The organism is Pseudobutyrivibrio ruminis HUN009, assembly GCF_000703005.1.
GTDB lineage: Bacteria > Bacillota > Clostridia > Lachnospirales > Lachnospiraceae > Pseudobutyrivibrio > Pseudobutyrivibrio ruminis_A.
The window spans coordinates 746,766-763,520 of record NZ_JNLH01000001.1 but is presented as its reverse complement, the minus strand read 5'-3'; the positions used below and the strand labels follow the sequence as shown (position 1 = coordinate 763,520).

General features: G+C 42.6%; 12 protein-coding genes. 10 read left to right on the top strand and 2 right to left on the bottom strand.

Going from position 1 to position 16,755, the window contains the following annotated elements; all coding sequences use genetic code 11:
- The 4 genes from BO15_RS0103320 to BO15_RS0103305 all read left to right on the top strand — a co-directional run bounded on the left by BO15_RS0103320 (position 1) and on the right by BO15_RS0103305 (position 5,890).
- On the top strand, positions 1 to 3,018 hold the full coding sequence (locus BO15_RS0103320; RefSeq protein WP_033152416.1) for a glycoside hydrolase family 2 TIM barrel-domain containing protein: 3,018 nt from the start codon (positions 1 to 3) through the stop codon (positions 3,016 to 3,018).
- Positions 3,019 to 3,076: 58 nt separating this feature from the next.
- Positions 3,077 to 3,604, top strand: a complete 528-nt coding sequence (locus BO15_RS0103315; protein WP_033152414.1) for a DUF6106 family protein — start codon at positions 3,077 to 3,079, stop codon at positions 3,602 to 3,604.
- Positions 3,605 to 3,622: 18 nt separating this feature from the next.
- On the top strand, positions 3,623 to 4,792 hold the full coding sequence (locus BO15_RS0103310; RefSeq protein WP_033152407.1) for a galactokinase: 1,170 nt from the start codon (positions 3,623 to 3,625) through the stop codon (positions 4,790 to 4,792).
- A 120-nt stretch (positions 4,793 to 4,912) separates the two neighbouring features.
- A complete protein-coding gene (locus BO15_RS0103305; protein WP_033152405.1) occupies positions 4,913 to 5,890 on the top strand; it encodes a diaminopimelate dehydrogenase in 978 nt (325 codons plus the stop codon).
- A gap of 196 nt (positions 5,891 to 6,086) precedes the next feature.
- Here BO15_RS0103305 and BO15_RS0103300 read toward each other — a convergent pair whose 3' ends face one another.
- Positions 6,087 to 7,121, bottom strand: a complete 1,035-nt coding sequence (locus tag BO15_RS0103300; RefSeq protein ID WP_242843749.1) for an aldose epimerase family protein — start codon at positions 7,119 to 7,121, stop codon at positions 6,087 to 6,089.
- 200 nt (positions 7,122 to 7,321) lie between these two features.
- Here BO15_RS0103300 and BO15_RS0103295 point away from each other — a divergent pair, with 200 nt between their 5' ends.
- Together BO15_RS0103295 and BO15_RS0103290 are read left to right on the top strand one after the other, a co-directional pair.
- On the top strand, positions 7,322 to 9,523 hold the full coding sequence (locus tag BO15_RS0103295) for a transglycosylase domain-containing protein (RefSeq protein WP_081828543.1): 2,202 nt from the start codon (positions 7,322 to 7,324) through the stop codon (positions 9,521 to 9,523).
- A gap of 26 nt (positions 9,524 to 9,549) precedes the next feature.
- Positions 9,550 to 10,488 (top strand): ROK family glucokinase, encoded by a 939-nt coding sequence (locus BO15_RS0103290; protein WP_033152400.1) that lies wholly within the window; start codon positions 9,550 to 9,552, stop codon positions 10,486 to 10,488.
- A 61-nt stretch (positions 10,489 to 10,549) separates the two neighbouring features.
- Here the strand turns inward: BO15_RS0103290 and BO15_RS13035 are convergent, their stop codons facing one another.
- Entirely contained in the window at positions 10,550 to 11,107 is a 558-nt protein-coding gene (locus BO15_RS13035) for a TetR/AcrR family transcriptional regulator (protein WP_049960437.1), read from the bottom strand.
- 298 nt (positions 11,108 to 11,405) lie between these two features.
- On the opposite strand from BO15_RS13035, the gene BO15_RS0103280 reads away from it, so the two are divergent.
- From BO15_RS0103280 to BO15_RS0103265, 4 genes are all read left to right on the top strand, one after another.
- The gene (locus BO15_RS0103280; RefSeq protein WP_033152399.1) at positions 11,406 to 11,888 is read left to right on the top strand and encodes a MarR family winged helix-turn-helix transcriptional regulator; all 483 of its coding nucleotides are present in this window, start codon (positions 11,406 to 11,408) and stop codon (positions 11,886 to 11,888) included.
- Positions 11,889 to 11,890: 2 nt separating this feature from the next.
- Positions 11,891 to 13,654 carry an ABC transporter ATP-binding protein gene (locus BO15_RS0103275; protein ID WP_033152391.1) on the top strand — a complete coding sequence of 588 codons (1,764 nt, stop codon included), beginning with the start codon at positions 11,891 to 11,893 and terminating at the stop codon, positions 13,652 to 13,654.
- Positions 13,654 to 15,564: an ABC transporter ATP-binding protein gene (locus tag BO15_RS0103270; RefSeq protein WP_033152390.1), complete on the top strand. Its 1,911-nt coding sequence runs from the start codon at positions 13,654 to 13,656 to the stop codon at positions 15,562 to 15,564. The genes BO15_RS0103275 and BO15_RS0103270 overlap by 1 nt, the downstream gene beginning before the upstream one ends.
- Before the next feature lie 464 nt (positions 15,565 to 16,028).
- The gene (locus BO15_RS0103265) at positions 16,029 to 16,664 is read left to right on the top strand and encodes a winged helix-turn-helix domain-containing protein (RefSeq protein ID WP_033152387.1); all 636 of its coding nucleotides are present in this window, start codon (positions 16,029 to 16,031) and stop codon (positions 16,662 to 16,664) included.
- The last annotated feature ends 91 nt before the right edge of the window (positions 16,665 to 16,755 follow it).

Here is a 16,755-nt window from a genome sequence, read left to right as displayed (position 1 = left end):
ATGAACGAATTCAATTATGAAATTGTAAAAGACCCAAGAGTTTTTCAACAAAATAGATTAGATGCTCACTCAGACCACGAATTTTATGACAGCGAAGCTTATGCATACGGTGAAAAATCTAATTTCAAGTACTCTTTAAATGGCACTTGGAAATTCGAATTTGCCAAGAATTATGAGTGTTGCGACAAGAACTTCTATGAGGACGGCAGAGATTGCAAGGGATGGGACGATATTAAAGTCCCAGCCCATATCCAACTGGAAGGCTACGATAAAATCATGTACGTGAACACTCAGTATCCATGGGATGGTCACGAGGCCGTAGAGCCTGGCGAAATACCAACGGAGGAGAATCCAGTTGGTAATTACGTCAAGTATTTTACAGTTCCAGAATTCATGAAAAAAGGTCCAGTTTACATCTCATTTCAGGGTGTAGAAAGTGGATTTGCTCTCTGGCTTAACGGCCAGTATGTTGGTTATAGCGAAGATTCCTTTACTCCAAGCGAGTTCGATTTGACACCTTTCATCAGAGAGGGAGAGAACAAGCTGGCAGTTCAGGTGTTCAAATGGACAGCTGGCAGCTGGTGCGAGGACCAGGATTTCTTCAGATTTTCAGGCATTTTCAGAGAGGTTTATCTGTATACAGTTCCGGAGACACACATTCGCGACATCCGTATCCAAACCCTTCTAGATGATGATTATAAAGATGCTACTCTTGTAATTGATATGGATGTTGTTGGAGAGGGACTTGTTCAGATGACTCTTTCTGATGATGATGCAGATGTGCTGAACAAAATGGCAGTAGAAAATGGCAAGAATCACATGGAAATTCACGTGAGGGAGCCAAAGCTGTGGAGTGCAGAACATCCTTATCTTTTCGATTTACAGCTGAATGTATTCGGCCCAACAGGCAGACTTTCAGAGGTAGTAAAGGAAAAGGTTGGCTTTAGAAAATTCGAGATGAAGGACCATATGATGCACATCAATGGAAAGCGCATCGTATTCAAGGGTGTTAACCGACACGAATTTTCATCGTCAACAGGACGTGCACTATCAGAGGAAGATATCCTAAAGGACATCATCACAATTAAGCAAAACAACATCAATGCAATCCGTACAAGTCATTATCCAAACCAGACATTCTTCTACAGATTGTGCGATATCTTTGGATTGTACGTTATTGATGAAACGAACTTAGAGACACACGGAACATGGCAGACACCTATCCAAATCCTGAAGATGAGGGATGATAGCTACGCTGTTCCGGGAGATAGACCAGAATACACAGACAACGTTATAGACCGCGCTCACAACATGTTTGAGCGTGATAAGAACCATCCATGTGTCCTGATTTGGTCACTTGGAAACGAAAGCTACGGCGGAACAAACCTTAGAAAGATGCAGGACAAGTTCCATGAATGGGACAATACACGTCTTGTACATTACGAGGGTGTTTTCAATGATAGAAGAGTAGATTTATCAGATGTTGAATCTACAATGTATGTCTATGTAAAAGATATTAAGAAATGGCTTTCAGAGCATAGAGAGAAGCCTTACATCAACTGCGAGTACATGCATGCCATGGGAAATAGCTGTGGCGCCATGAGCAAGTACACAGAGTACGCCTACGAGGAGCCACTGTTCCAGGGCGGATTTATCTGGGATTACATCGACCAGGCTATCACCAAGAGAGATGTAAATGGTGTTGAATTTGAAGGCTACGGCGGAGATTTCGACGATAGACCAAACGATGGCAGCTTCTCAGGGGACGGCATCTGCTACAGCAAGGACAGAGAGCCTAGCCCAAAGATGCAGGAGGTTAAATTCGATTATTCGAATATAAAGATAACCTTTGAAGACGGCAAAGCCATCATTGAAAACAGAAATCTGTTTACAAACACAAACGAGTACACAGCCATTCTTACAGTAGAAAAGCTTGGCGATTTAATTGCCGAGGAGGAGCTAGTAATCGATTGCCCTCCACTTGAGACTACAGAATATGCGCTAGAGCTTGATTTACCAAGGGATGACGAGTATGTAGTAACACTTTCATTTGTCCTTACAGAAGATACAATGTGGGCAAAGGCAGGCCACGAAGTGGCATATGGCCAGACAACAGTTGGCCGATTCACCTTCGAAAGAGGACCAAAGCAGCAGCTTAAGGTTACTCAGGGATTCCATAACCTGGGCGTAAAGGGAGACGATTTTGAGGTGCTATTCGTAGGACAGAAGGGCCTTAGCTCATACAAATATCATGGCAAGGAGCTGTTAAAGCGCATAGTGATGCCAAACTTCTGGCGTCCAATGACAGAAAACGATTTGGCGAACCAACTGCCATTTAGAGCGTCACAGTGGAAATTAGCAAGCAAATACATATCAACATCAGTTATGGATCAGGGAATCAACGAGTTCCCACAGGTGGATGCCACAGATGAGCGAGTGAAAGTAACTTATACATATCATTTGGCGACAAAGCCTGCAGGAACATGTCAGGTTGAGTATGTGGTATATGCAGATGGACTTGTTGAGTGCACCTTGAAGCTTCCTGCATCAGCGGAAATAGGCGAGCTTCCAGAGCTTTCAATGACATTTGCACTTGATAGCCAGCTTGAAAACCTGGAATGGTACGGCAAAGGTCCGGAGGAGACATACAACGACCGTGACCATGGCAAGCTGGGAGTATTTAGAAATAAGGTAGCTGATAACATGGCTAAATACTTAGTGCCACAGGAATGCGGTAATCATCAGGATACAAGGTATGCAAAGCTGACAGATAATCGCGGTGACGGAGTCCTCTTCCTTACAAAGAATAATGGATTCTCGGCCCTTCCTTACACGGTGCACGAAATCGACGAAGCAATGCATCCAACAGAGCTTCCACCAGTTCATTTCACACATGTGAGAATAGGCAAGCAAATGGGTGTTGCTGGAGATGATACCTGGGGCGCAAAAACACATCCAGAATTCATGCTAGATAATGCTAAAGACATGGAGATTTGCTTTAGTTTCAGGGGTATATAAGGTATAATTAGATTCGGCTACACACGTGGCCGGATCTTTTTATTTAGGAGGTAGGATAATGTTTGAATCAAACGACACATTCGTAGAAGAGGCAGTAAAGGTTATAGAAACAGCCCAGGACAAAACAAAAAAAACATGTGCTGCTGTAGCAACATTCTGCTTGTTGATTGGTACTGTTGGCTATTCAAGAGGGATTTTAACACTTATTATGGCGATTTTGCTCATTATTATGGGTATATTTACGATAATCTTATATTCGAACAAAAATATCGAGTATGAATATGACTACACAAACGGTAGCCTTGAAATTGCTAAAATCATTAACAATGAGAAGAGAAAAAAGGTTGTTACTATCGAGTCTAGCGAGATAAAGATGGTTGCAGCTGTTGGAACAAACGAATCTCTTAAGTTTGACCATGTTCAGCTTAAGACATATGATTGTTCAGCACACGATGAAGAAGTAAAAGATTACATCTTAGTGGCTCATAGCGAGGCAAAAGGCAACGATTTTAAAGTAATATTCAATCCTTCAGACAAATTGCTTACAGCAATGGAGAAATACAATAAGAGAGACATTTATCGTTAGAATTAAAGGAGTAATGTAATGAACGAGCAGGAGTTAAAAGTAATTTTTGAGGAAAAGTTCGGCCAGGGTGGCGATATTCGCACATACTTTGCACCAGGCCGTGTAAATCTTATAGGAGAGCACACTGATTACAACGGTGGCCACGTATTCCCATGTGCCCTAACAATCGGCACATATGCAGTTGCAAGAAAGCGTGAAGATAGAGCTATCAAGCTTTACTCAGCAAACATCGAGCAGGTAGGAGTTATCGAAAGCTCACTTGATGACCTTACAAATAAGGATGCATATCATTGGGCAAACTATCCACTTGGCGTAGTTTGGGCTATGATTGAGAAGGGTTCGGAAATTAAATCAGGATTTGAAATGTGTGTTTGGGGTAATATTCCCAATGGTTCCGGCCTTTCATCATCAGCATCACTTGAGGTCCTTACAGGCACAGTAATCACTGATTTATTCGGTATCGACAAGACAATGACAGAGTTAGCCCTCATTGGACAGTACTCTGAGAACAATTTCAATGGATGCAATTGCGGTATAATGGACCAATTTGCGGTTGCAATGGGTAAAAAAGACCACGCCATTTTCCTTGACTGTGCAGATTTATCCTATAAATATGCCAGCGTAAAATTGGACGGAGCAAAGATTGTAATCACAAATTCAAAGGTTAAGCACTCACTTGTAGATAGCGCATACAACGACAGACGTAACGAAAGCGCTCAGGCTCTTGCTGATCTTCAGACAGTATGTGGCATCAGCACACTTGGAGATCTTACAGACGAAGAATTCGAAAAGTACGGCTCAGCAATCAAGGACGAAGTAAACTATCGTCGTGCAAAGCATGCCGTAGCAGAGAATCAGCGTACAATAAAGGCTGTAGAAGCTCTTAACAAAAACGACATCGAAACATTTGGTAAGCTTATGAATGCCAGCCACGTATCACTTCGCGATGATTACGAAGTATCATGCGAGGAGGTTGATTTCCTTGTAGAGACAGAATGGAGCGTTCCAGGCGTAATCGGCGCTCGCATCACAGGAGGCGGATTCGGAGGCTGCACAGTTGCTATCGTAAAGGACGAGGCTGTTGAAAACTTCAAGGAGACAGTAGGTAAGGCATACAAAGAAAAGTATGACTTAGATGCTGAGTTCTACGTAGTAGACATCGGTGATGGAGCTAGAAGATTAAGCTAATAAAAGATTTTGTAGGGAGGCTATCCGAAAGGGTGGCCTCTTTTTTAATCTAAACAGTTGCATACAACTAATCCTTGTTTTAAAATTACAAAAGATTAAAAAGAATAATGGAGGTATGACATGATTAAAGTTGGTATTTTAGGATACGGAAATCTTGGACGTGGTGTAGAAGCTGCTGTTACTCTTAGCGAAGACATGGAGCTTGTAGCTATTTATACTAGAAGAGATCCAAGTACAGTTACAGTAAAGTCTAACGCACCTGTTAAATCTACTGCAGATTTGGATACAGGAAAAGAAGATATAGATGTACTTGTTATTTGCGGAGGTAGTGCTACAGATTTACCAGAAATGACACCAAAGTACGCAAAGCTCTACAATGTAATTGATTCATTTGATACACATGCAAGAATTCCAGAGCATTTTGCAAATGTAGATAAGGCTTCAAAGGAAGCTGGAAAGCTTGGTCTTATTTCATGCGGATGGGATCCAGGAATGTTCTCATTGAATCGTCTTTATGCAACATCAATCCTTCCAAAGGGACAGGCTTACACATTCTGGGGCAAGGGCGTTAGCCAGGGACATTCAGATGCAATTCGACGTATCGAGGGTGTTGTTGATGCTAGACAGTACACAGTACCAGTTCCAGAGGCTCTTGAAAGAGTTAGAAGTGGCGAGAATCCAGAGCTTACAACTAGAGAAAAGCACACAAGAGAATGCTTCGTAGTTGTTGAAGAGGGTGCTGATAAGGCTCGTATCGAGAAGGAAATCAAAGAAATGCCTAACTACTTCTCAGATTATGACACAACAGTAAACTTTATCTCAGAGGAAGAGTTAAAGAAGAACCACAGTGGTTTGCCACACGGCGGAAGCGTTATCTACACAGGCGAGACAGGATTTGATGGCAACAAGCACGTCATCGAATACAGCTTAAATCTCGATTCAAATCCTGAGTTTACAGGTGCAGTACTTACAGCATACGCAAGAGCAATTTCTCGCATGAACAAGGAAGGCGCTACAGGTGCTAAGACAGTCTTCGACATCGCACCAGCTTACCTTTCACCAATTTCTGCAGAAGAGCTTCGCGCTCACTTCCTCTAGAATATGGTGCCAGCAAGGTAATTCAACACAAGTAAATATAAAAAACAAAAAAGCAGCTAACTTAGTATAGATAAGCGCGAGTAGGGGATACCATGCCGAGCATGGGAAGGACCTACGCCGGCGGGAGGGTTCCCATGCGAAGGTATGGAGGGTGCCCTACGGGAGCTTGTAAAACTAGGATAGCTGCTTTCATAGTCTAGATAAATTTATAAATTGTAGTTGAGTGAGCCTTCTGGCCTGCTTTGGCGATTGGCTGCTCAAATGTAGGTACGTTTATTGCATTTGGGAAGTACTGAGACTCGAAGCATACTCCGAAGCGCTTGCCATAAGGGCAATCTCCCTTGCCGATGTGGCTGTCATCAAGGTAGTTACCAGCGTAAAGCTGTATGCCAGGTAAATCAGTGTAAACTTCCATCTTTCTTCCGCTTGCAGGATCTTCAAGTGTGCAACTTGGCTTGGTAAGAGATGGATTATTGAGGCAGTAATTGTGGTCGAAACCGCCTGCCCAGTTGAGCTGATCGTAGTCAGCATCTGTATCCTGCTTGAGAGCCTTAGGGGTAGTGAAATCCATTGGAGTTCCCTTTACTTCTCGGCATTCTCCGTGAGGAATAGACTCTGAATCAGTGTGAGTATATCTGTCAGCATCAATCCAAACGATGTGATCCATAACAGAACCTGAGTCATGTCCGTTCAAATTGAAATAGCTGTGGTTAGTTGGGTTGAAGATTGTATCAAAATCTGAAACCCCAGAATATTCAAGCTTTAATGAGTTGTCATCGCCAAGAGTATATGTGATAGTGATATCCATTTCTCCAGGGAATCCGCACTCACCATCAGCCTTGTGGCAAGTGAATGTGATATGGCTGTCATCAACAGACTCTACATTCCAAATACGCTTGTGCATTGGATGGAAGCCTGAATGAAGATTGTTCTTGCCATCGTTGGCATCGAGCTTGTACTCAACACCATTTAAAGTAAATTTTGAATCGCCGATACGGTTGCCATTAGGGCAGATGCAACATCCAAATCCAGGTGAATTCTCAAAATAATCCTCAATATTGTCATATCCTAAAACTACATCTGTAAGAATTCCTTCCTTATCTGGAACCCAAAGCTCTAAAAGGTTACAACCAAAATTCATGATTTTTGCCTGCATACCATTCTTATTAATAAGAGTATATGCAATCATATCTTCGCCGTTTTTAGTAACGCCAATTTTTTCTTTTTCCACGATAAAAACCTCCCTATAAAATTAACTTTGACTTCTTGCTGATAGAAAAAGGAAATTATCAGCAAGAATCTACACTAATGATAAATGTATGAGGTTTTTAATACAAGAGATACAAAATAATTAATCAATTTATAAAGGTTAAAATGTCAAAGAAATGACATTATGGTAATATATTTATATCAAAACAAGGCGGTCCGCGAATGAAGGCCAATAACAAGAAAATCTTTCGACTAATCAAACTTCAAATAGTACTGCTATTGCTGTTGGTTTCAGCTGTCACATATTACTATGCCAGCGGCTACGCAGCCCAGGTCTCTGAGTTAAAATCAGAGGCTACTTCTCTTGTAAAAAAATCCACGGAAGATACATTTAGACAGATAGAAACCAGTGAAGTATACGATGCAAATGGCAACACAATTTCTGTGCTGAAGGGAGAGAAAGATGTTTACTATATCACCTACGACCAGATTCCACAGAATGCAGTGAATGCCCTTGTTTCCATCGAGGATAAAAAGTTCTTCGAGCACAACGGTATTGATTATAAGGGAATCGCTAGAGCTCTTTACACAATGCTAAAGGATAAGGAAATCACCCAGGGTGGAAGTACCATCACCCAGCAGCTTGCCAGAACAATCTTCCTCAGCAATGAAAAGACTTGGCAGCGTAAGGTGGAAGAGATATATATCGCATCGGAGCTGGAAAAGAAGTATTCCAAGGAACAGATATTAGAGTTCTATTTAAATAATGTATATTTCGCCAACGGATATTATGGCATCGAGGCGGCAGCCAAGGGCTATTTCAGCAAAGACATATCAGAGCTGAGCCTATCGGAAGTGTGCTATCTACTTGCCATCCCGAACAGCCCAACCTACTACGACCCAGTGGTAAATCCAGAAAACACAATCACCAGACGAAATACTATATTGTCGTCCATGCTGAAGGATAAGGTGATTAGCGAAGCAACTTACACGTCGGCAGTGAACGAAAATATTGTGCTGACAAGGCCAGATAGCATAAAGAATAATTATGTTGAAACCTACGCCTATTACTGTGCAACAAGGGCATTGATGAAGGCGAATGGCTTCGAGTTCAAGACTGAGTTTGACTCGGATGAAGACGAGGAAGCCTACAACAGAGCATACGACGAAGCTTACAATCATTGGAACACCACATTGTTCACGTCAGGCTATCGAATTTACACATCCATAGATTTGACAATGCAAAATGAGCTTCAAACGGCCATAGATTCCCATTTGGAAGATTTCACAGATGTTAACGAAGATGGAATCTACACAGTACAATCCGCAGGAGTGTGCATCGACAACGAGACAGGCATGACAAAAGCAATTGTCGGTGGACGTAGCCAGGATGTGACAGGCTACACATTAAACAGAGCTTACCAAAGCTTTCGCCAGCCAGGCAGCTCAATCAAGCCGCTTATTGTATACACACCAGCCATCGAAATGGGCTACACTCCAGACAGCAAGGTGATGGATGTGAAGCAGGAGGGTGGCCCAGATAATGCCACAGGCACCTATTCTGGAGAAATCACATTGCGGCAGGCAGTGGCACAGTCCAAAAACACAGTTGCATGGCAGCTTTATTCAGAAGTGACACCACAAAAAGGTATTCAGTATCTAAAGAATATGGGATTTTCACACATAGAGAAGGACGACTATGGCATGGCAGCATGCCTCGGAGGCCTTACAGTTGGCGTCAGTCCACTTGAGATGGCTAAAGGATACGCAACCATCCAAAACGATGGTTACATGCGTGAGCCAGATTGCATTTTGCAAATCACCGATTCTGAGGGAGAGGTCCTTTACGAAGCCGAAGAAGAACAGGTGCAAGTTTACGAAGAAAATGCTGCCAGAACCATGACAGATATGCTACAATCGGTAGTGGCCGAGGGCACTGCAAGAGGTATTGACCTTGGCGAAATGCCAGCAGCAGGAAAAACTGGTACAACAAATAATAACCGTGATGGCTGGTTTGTTGGGTACACCAGATATTACACCACAAGCATATGGGTTGGTTCAGATCAGCCTAAGAAAATAGCGGGCTTGACGGGTTCATCTTACCCAGCTAAAATCTGGGAAGAATACATGAACACTATTCACGAAGGATTACTTCCTGCGGAATTCAAAAAGCCAGTTGAATACATCGGCACAGAAGAGCAGCAGGATGAAGTGGAAACTGAGGAAGAGGGCGAATCAGAAGAGGAGCCATATGGCGTCTTTGACGAGGAAAATCCTGGGGAAGAGCCTCAGGAGCCTAATACATATAGGATTATTACTGAAACTTATGATGGAGCAGAAGTTCCAGAGGGCGCAATACCAGATGGCGCCACAGATATAGAGATAACAACCACCACTGAAGAAGTGGAGGATCAGGTTGAATAGAAGTAATATGGAGGATTTTGAAAAAAATGGCAAAGTATGGATTTGGATTGGATCTGGGGGGAACAACATGTAAGTGCGGCTTATTCACAGCAGAGGGTGAGCTAATTGAAAAGTGGGAAGTTCCTACAGATACATCAAACGGCGGTGTAAACATCCTTAAGAATCTTGCACAGACAGTTGTTAAGAAGATGGATGAAAAGAATATTGCTGCTGACGATGTAGCAGGCGTAGGTATTGGAATTCCTGGACCTGTATCAGATGACGGTGTTGTAAACCGTTGTGTAAATCTTGGATGGGGCGTTTTCAACGTAGAGAAGGAATTCTCTGAGTGCCTTGGCGGTCTCAAGGTTAAGGCTGGTAACGATGCAAACGTTGCAGCACTTGGCGAAGCTTGGATGGGAGCTGCAAAGGAATATTCAAGCTCAGTTATGGTTACTCTTGGTACTGGTGTTGGTGGTGGTGTTATCATCAACGACGATATCATCAGCGGTGCAGCAGGTGCAGCAGGAGAAATCGGTCACATCAGAGTAAACTACACAGAGGAAAACACATGTGGTTGTGGAAATCACGGATGTCTTGAGCAGTATTGCTCAGCAACAGGTATCGCTCGTCTTGCAAAGATTCGCCTTGCTCAGAACGATGATGCAAGTAGCCTTAGAGACGTAGAAACACTCGATGCAAAGGCTGTTTTCGATGAAGCAAAGAAGGGTGATGTAGTTGCAAAAGAAATCGCAAGACGCGCTTGCGAGTACTTGGCACAGGGCCTTCAGGTAATCTCTTGTGTTGTAAACCCAGAAGCATTCGTTATTGGCGGCGGCGTTTCAAAGGCTGGTCAGTATCTTGTTGATGAAGTAGAATACAGATTCAATCAAATCGCATTCCACGGCTGCAAGAGCACAAAAATTGTTCTCGCATCACTTGGAAATGACGCTGGTATCTACGGCGCAATGAAGCTTATTCTTTAATTAAGAAATAAGGCAAACAAAAAGGCAGGTCATTTTAAGACCTGCCTTTAATAATTCATATTTACTTTTTAATAACGCCAGCGTATCCCTTGCCAACAAGCACACTTGCAACATCTGTAAGTGTCTTAAACTCTACGTCGCGGCCACTAGCCAACCAATCCTTGTAGATAGATGTGATTGCCTTTGTGTATGAACGTACAATTGAAGGATGCTCAGTCTGGTTGAAGAACTTAGAAAATTCTTCACTGTTCAAAACCTTATCTACAACTGCATTGTAGAAGAATGAATATGACTCGTCGCACATAAGCTTCTTCTGAACCTTGCTGCAAGACTCAAGATACTTGTAGAAGTATGTGATACATCCACTAAGATCCATATCTAATGCATATTTTCCAATGTGCTCTAATAAGTCTGAAGAAACCTCTTCCTCGATTTCATCAATCAAATCATCCAAAGATGTATAGTGAAGATAAAATGTCTTTCTGTTGATTCCAGCTCTTTCTGTAAGATCAGTGATAGAGATTTCGCGATAGTCACGTGCTAGTACGAGTTCATTAAATGACTTTCTAATTGCGGTAAGAGTTCTTCTTACACGTAAATCTTTGCTTCGTTCTCTCATGTTATACTCCTTTTCTTATTAATTACTTCCCTAAGGCGGATTAAGCAATAAATCCATTCTCTAACGATTATGTACTCCCCTATTCAAGTCCTATCATTATGTCTATTGTCTACTATACCACGGATGAGGTCGCTCGTGGACTTTTTAATAGAATTTTAATATTTTTTTTGTTGCTTGGACACAATTTGGAGTGTATAATGCAAATTGTCCGAAACCGAATTGTCCGGAACCGAACATTCCGAAGTCGGACATTCCCAAAGCAAATTAAAGAAAGAAATTATAGAGGAAAGGAGAAGAAATGTGTTCAAAAGAATTTGACAATAAGACACATATAGGTTTTTTGTGCGGAAGCATAGGTCGCGAAGTTAAGGACGCTATTAACAGAGGCGCCTGCGACAACAAAATGGATCTTTGCACAACAAAGAACGGATGGCTTATTGGTTATTTCGTAAGGCAGAAAGAGCCAATTTTCCAAAAAGATTTGGAAAAGATTTTCCATTTTCCTAAATCTACATTGGCAGATATGATTCAGACTCTTGAAAGAGACGATTTGATTGCGAAGGTACCAGTGGATGGCGACGGCCGCAAAAAGCAAATCATTGTTACAGAAAAGGGTATGGAATTCAATCATCTTATAGAGAGCCAAATCCTTGAGGTTGAAGAATACGTCACAAAGGATATCTCTGAAGAAGAAATCGCCACTGTGATTCGTGTCCTTGAAAAGATGCAGCAAAATGCTAGGGAATACAAATCATACGTAGAATTAAAGAAGGAGGATTAATCTTGGTAAAGAGATTATTACAGGAAACAAAAGAATACACCGCAGCAGCATTAGTTACTCCTATTTTTATGATTCTTGAAGTAGCAATGGAAATGATAATTCCACTTCTTGTAGCAGACTTAGTAGACAAAGGTGTTGAAGCGGGCAACATGAGCGAGATTTACCGAATCGGCGGATACATGCTTATTTGCGCAGTCGTAGGTTTGTTTGGCGGCGTAATGGGAGCTGTTTACGGAAGTAAGGCTTCTGCCGGCTTAGCTAAAAACCTCAGAAAGAAGATGTTTGAAAATATTCAGACCTTCTCGTTTGAAAATATTGATAAGTTCTCAACAGCAGGACTTGTTACACGTCTTACAACAGACGTAACAAACGTACAAAACGCGTTTATCATGGTTCTTAGAATGGGATTCAGAGCACCAGTTACAGTTATTGTTGCTATGGTTCTTTCATTTAGAATCAACGTACGTATTGCATCAAACTTCTTTGTTGCCATGGTCATCATTCTTGCATTCATGACATTCGTACTTATCAAAACAAGACCACTATTTGAAATCCTTATGAGAAAGTACGATGATTTGAACGCATCTGTACAGGAAAATGTCACAGGAATCAGAGTTGTAAAGGCTTATGTACGTGAGGCATTTGAAAAGACAAAGTTTATAAACGGCAGCCAGGGAATCTATAAGGCAGCTACATCTGCTGAAAAGATGATTGCATTCACGATGCCAATGATGAGTGCAGTTATTTATGTATGTATCATCCTTATCAGCTGGTTTGGAGCCCATGAAATTGTAATTGAGGGAACACTTACAACTGGTGAGCTTGTTTCATTATTCTCATATTGCATGAATATCCTTATGTCATTGATGTTCTTCGCTATGATTTTCATCATGGTAACTATGTCAGTTGCCAGCATGAAGCGTATTTATGAAGTGCTTGAAGAAAAGACAACAATCACAAATGGTGAGAATCCAATCTACGAAGTACCTGATGGATCAATCCAGTTTAAGAATGTTGTCTTCGGATACAACAAGACAGCAGAGCGTCCAGTTCTTGACCACATCAATCTTCAGATTAATTCTGGCGAGACAATCGGTGTGCTTGGTGGAACAGGTTCAGCAAAGACTACTCTCGTTTCAATGATCTCACGTCTTTATGATGTAGATGAGGGTGAAGTGCTCGTCGGTGGAATTAACGTTAAGGACTATGATGTTGAAGCTATTCGTAATCAGGTAGCAGTAGTGCTCCAGAACAACGTACTTTTCTCTGGAACAATCGCTGAGAATCTTCGTTGGGGCGATAAAGACGCAACAGACGAGGAAGTAAAGCGCGCAGCAAAGCTTGCATGCGCAGACGAATTCATAGAAAAGTTCCCAGATGGCTACAACACACACATTGAGCAGGGCGGTACCAACGTTTCCGGTGGACAGCGCCAGAGACTTTGTATTGCAAGAGCTCTTCTTAAGAAGCCAAAGATACTTATCCTTGATGACTCTACATCAGCAGTAGATACAGCTACAGATGCAAGCATTCGTCGTGCTTTCCGTGAGGAAATCCCTGGCACAACAAAGCTTATCATTGCACAGCGTATCTCATCTGTTATGGATGCTGACAGAATCATCGTTATGGATGATGGTAAGGTCAACGACTTCGGTACACACGAAGAGTTGATGGCTAGAAATGAGATTTATAAGGAAATCTATGAGCAGCAGACAGGAGCCGGTAGCGGCGACTTCGACAAGACTCAGGAAGGAGGCGAGGACTAATGGCTAGAGGACCACAACCAGGATCAATTCCTAAACTGACAAAAGAACAGAAGGCCGCAAGACGAGGAGTTCTCGGCCGACTTGTTAAATATGTAGGAAGCAGATATCCAGCACAGCTTGTACTTGTAATTATCTGCATCTTCCTCTCAGTAATCTGCAATGCAAAAGGAACAGCCTTCATGCAGGAGCTGATAGATTCATACATTCTACCAATGATACAGACTGGCAGCACAGATTTTGGACCACTTGCAGATGCTATCAAGACTTTGATTGTCTACTATGCAGTAGGTATCATCGCAATGTTCTCATACAACTTTATTATGATTTTCGTAGCCCAGGGCTCACTTAGAGACTTGAGAAACGAGATGTTTGAGAAGATGGAGGATTTACCAATCCGCTATTTCGATACACACGCACACGGCGATATCATGTCTGTTTACACAAACGATATTGATACACTTCGCCAGATGATTTCACAGAGCTTCCCACAGATGTTCAACAGTGCAATCACAATCGTTACAGTATTTGTATACATGCTTATGATGTCACCAACCCTTACAGGTGTGACAATCGCAATGATTATCATCATCTCACTAGTTACAAAGACACTCGCTGGCACATCCGGAAGATACTTCCGCAAGCAGCAGCAGGCCCTCGGTGCAGTAAACGGAAACATCGAGGAAATCATGAACGGCCAGAAGGTCGTTAAGGTATTCTGCCACGAAGAAGAAGTAATGGAGAAGTTCAACGGACTTAACGAGGAACTTTACAACAATGCTTATCGTGCAAACAGACTTGCAAACTGTTTAGGACCAGTAAATATGCAGCTTGGTAATGTAAACTACGTTATCTGCGCAGTTGTTGGTGGAACACTTGCCCTAAACGGCTGGACAGGACTTACACTTGGAGCGCTTGTTTCATTCCTTCAGTTTACTCGTTCATTTATCATGCCAATCCAGCAGGTATCACAGCAGTTCCAGTCAATCGTTCTTGCTATGGCCGGCGCTGAGCGTGTATTCGAACTTATCGACCAGGTACCAGAGACCGACGATGGCTATGTAATGCTTGTTAACGCCAGAGAGGAAAATGGCGAAATTGTTGAGTGTGAAGAGCGTACAGGAATGTGGGCTTGGAAGCACTTCCACAAGGCAGAAGGCACAACAACTTATCAGAAGCTTGAAGGCGATATCGTCTTTGATGACGTAGACTTCGCCTACAATCCAGACAAGGTTGTCCTTCACAACATCAAGCTTTTCGCTACACCAGGCCAGAAGATTGCCTTTGTTGGTGCGACTGGTGCCGGAAAGACAACTATTACAAACCTTATTAACAGATTCTACGATATCGCTGACGGAAAGATTCGTTACGACGGAATCAACATCAACAAGATTAAGAAAGCGGACCTTCGCCGCTCACTTGGTATCGTACTTCAGGATACACATTTGTTTACAGGCACAATTGCTGACAACATCCGCTACGGTAAGCTTGACGCTACTGATGAGGAAGTTATTGCAGCAGCAAAGCTTGCAAACGCTGACGGATTTATCCGCAGATTGCCACAGGGCTATGACACAGTAATCAAGGGCGACGGCGGCAACCTTTCACAGGGCCAGCGCCAGCTTCTTGCAATCGCACGCGCAGCAATCGCAGATCCACCAGTACTTATTCTCGACGAGGCTACATCATCTATCGATACTCGTACAGAGAAAATCGTACAGGACGGTATGGACAAGCTTATGCACGGCCGTACAACATTTGTTATCGCCCATCGTCTTTCAACTATCCGCAACTCTGATTGCATCATGGTTCTCGACCAGGGACGCATCATCGAGCGCGGTAACCATGAAGAACTTATCCAGGAAGGCGGTAAGTACTACCAGCTTTACACAGGAAAGATTCAGAATGCGTAAAGCTTTGGAATATAGGCTGGCTTAGGTCTGGTTTCAGGCCGAGTGAGTTGAATAGATTTGGAACCCTTCGCGGCGCTTCGGCGCTGCGGAGGGTTTTTTGTATTATGGAATGTAGTGAGTGTCTAATTGGAATGAGTGGGGGAAATAGGCCTGATTCTAGTTGTTGGTGATTATTGGCTATATTGGTTGACAAGTTTGATTTCAGCAGGTATAGTATCAAACGAGTTTTGAAAGATTTGTTTTCATATAACAATCTAATTGTGGGTTCACGTATCGAACCCGAAATCCCATTAATACTTTAAATTGAATTAGATCATCGTAGATATGCTCTCAGGCCGCCGCACTATGCCCGCCGCCTGAGGGAATGGGCTTTTCGTGCGTCCGTTGTAACAAATATGTAAAAACGATTGACGTTACATAAAATGTAACGTATAATGATGCAAAACAAAATTACGAGGGGAACTATGAAAGAGATAATCCTGGATACACCAGAAAAGAACAAAATATATATGAATCCGCAGCGACAGAGGTTGATTCGTCTGATGCAGATTAGTGGGGAGGCGATGACTCCAAAGCAGCTGTCGAAAGAGCTTGGAATATCGCCATCGGCGGCTACAGCTCACATCAAAAAGCTGGAGAGCTTGGGCGTGCTGAGGCTTGATCACACGAAGAAGATAAATGGAATCACGGCCAAATATTATGCCCTGGAGGATGTGAACATATCCCTGAAAACGAATGAACAGCAGGACGATAGCGTAGTAAATGAGCAGGAAGTGTTCCTAAACTACATGATGAATGAAAACTGGCAGGGGTTCCTAGAATATAAGAGAGATCTTTGGGCTAGAGGCGAGAAAACTACAGAGAAAAAAACTATAGAAGAAAAAGCTACAGAAGAAAAGCCAGAAGCTAGTAATGAAAACACAGACTTACCTGCACCGGTCACCGGCGATGTGATAAGTTCAGTGGCATTCCTTACAGACGAGGACGCCGCAGAGCTGAAGAACTATATAATTGATTTCCTAGCGGCCCACGCCGATAAACAACCAAATACTAAGCCATGGAGCACAACACTTCTAGCCTACCCAGTAGACAAGAAGTAACAACTCAGGAGTAAAACTAGAACAATCCCGGAACAGAATCAGAAAAATTTAAGAACACCCCCGGAACAGATAACTAGCAAACACAGACCTG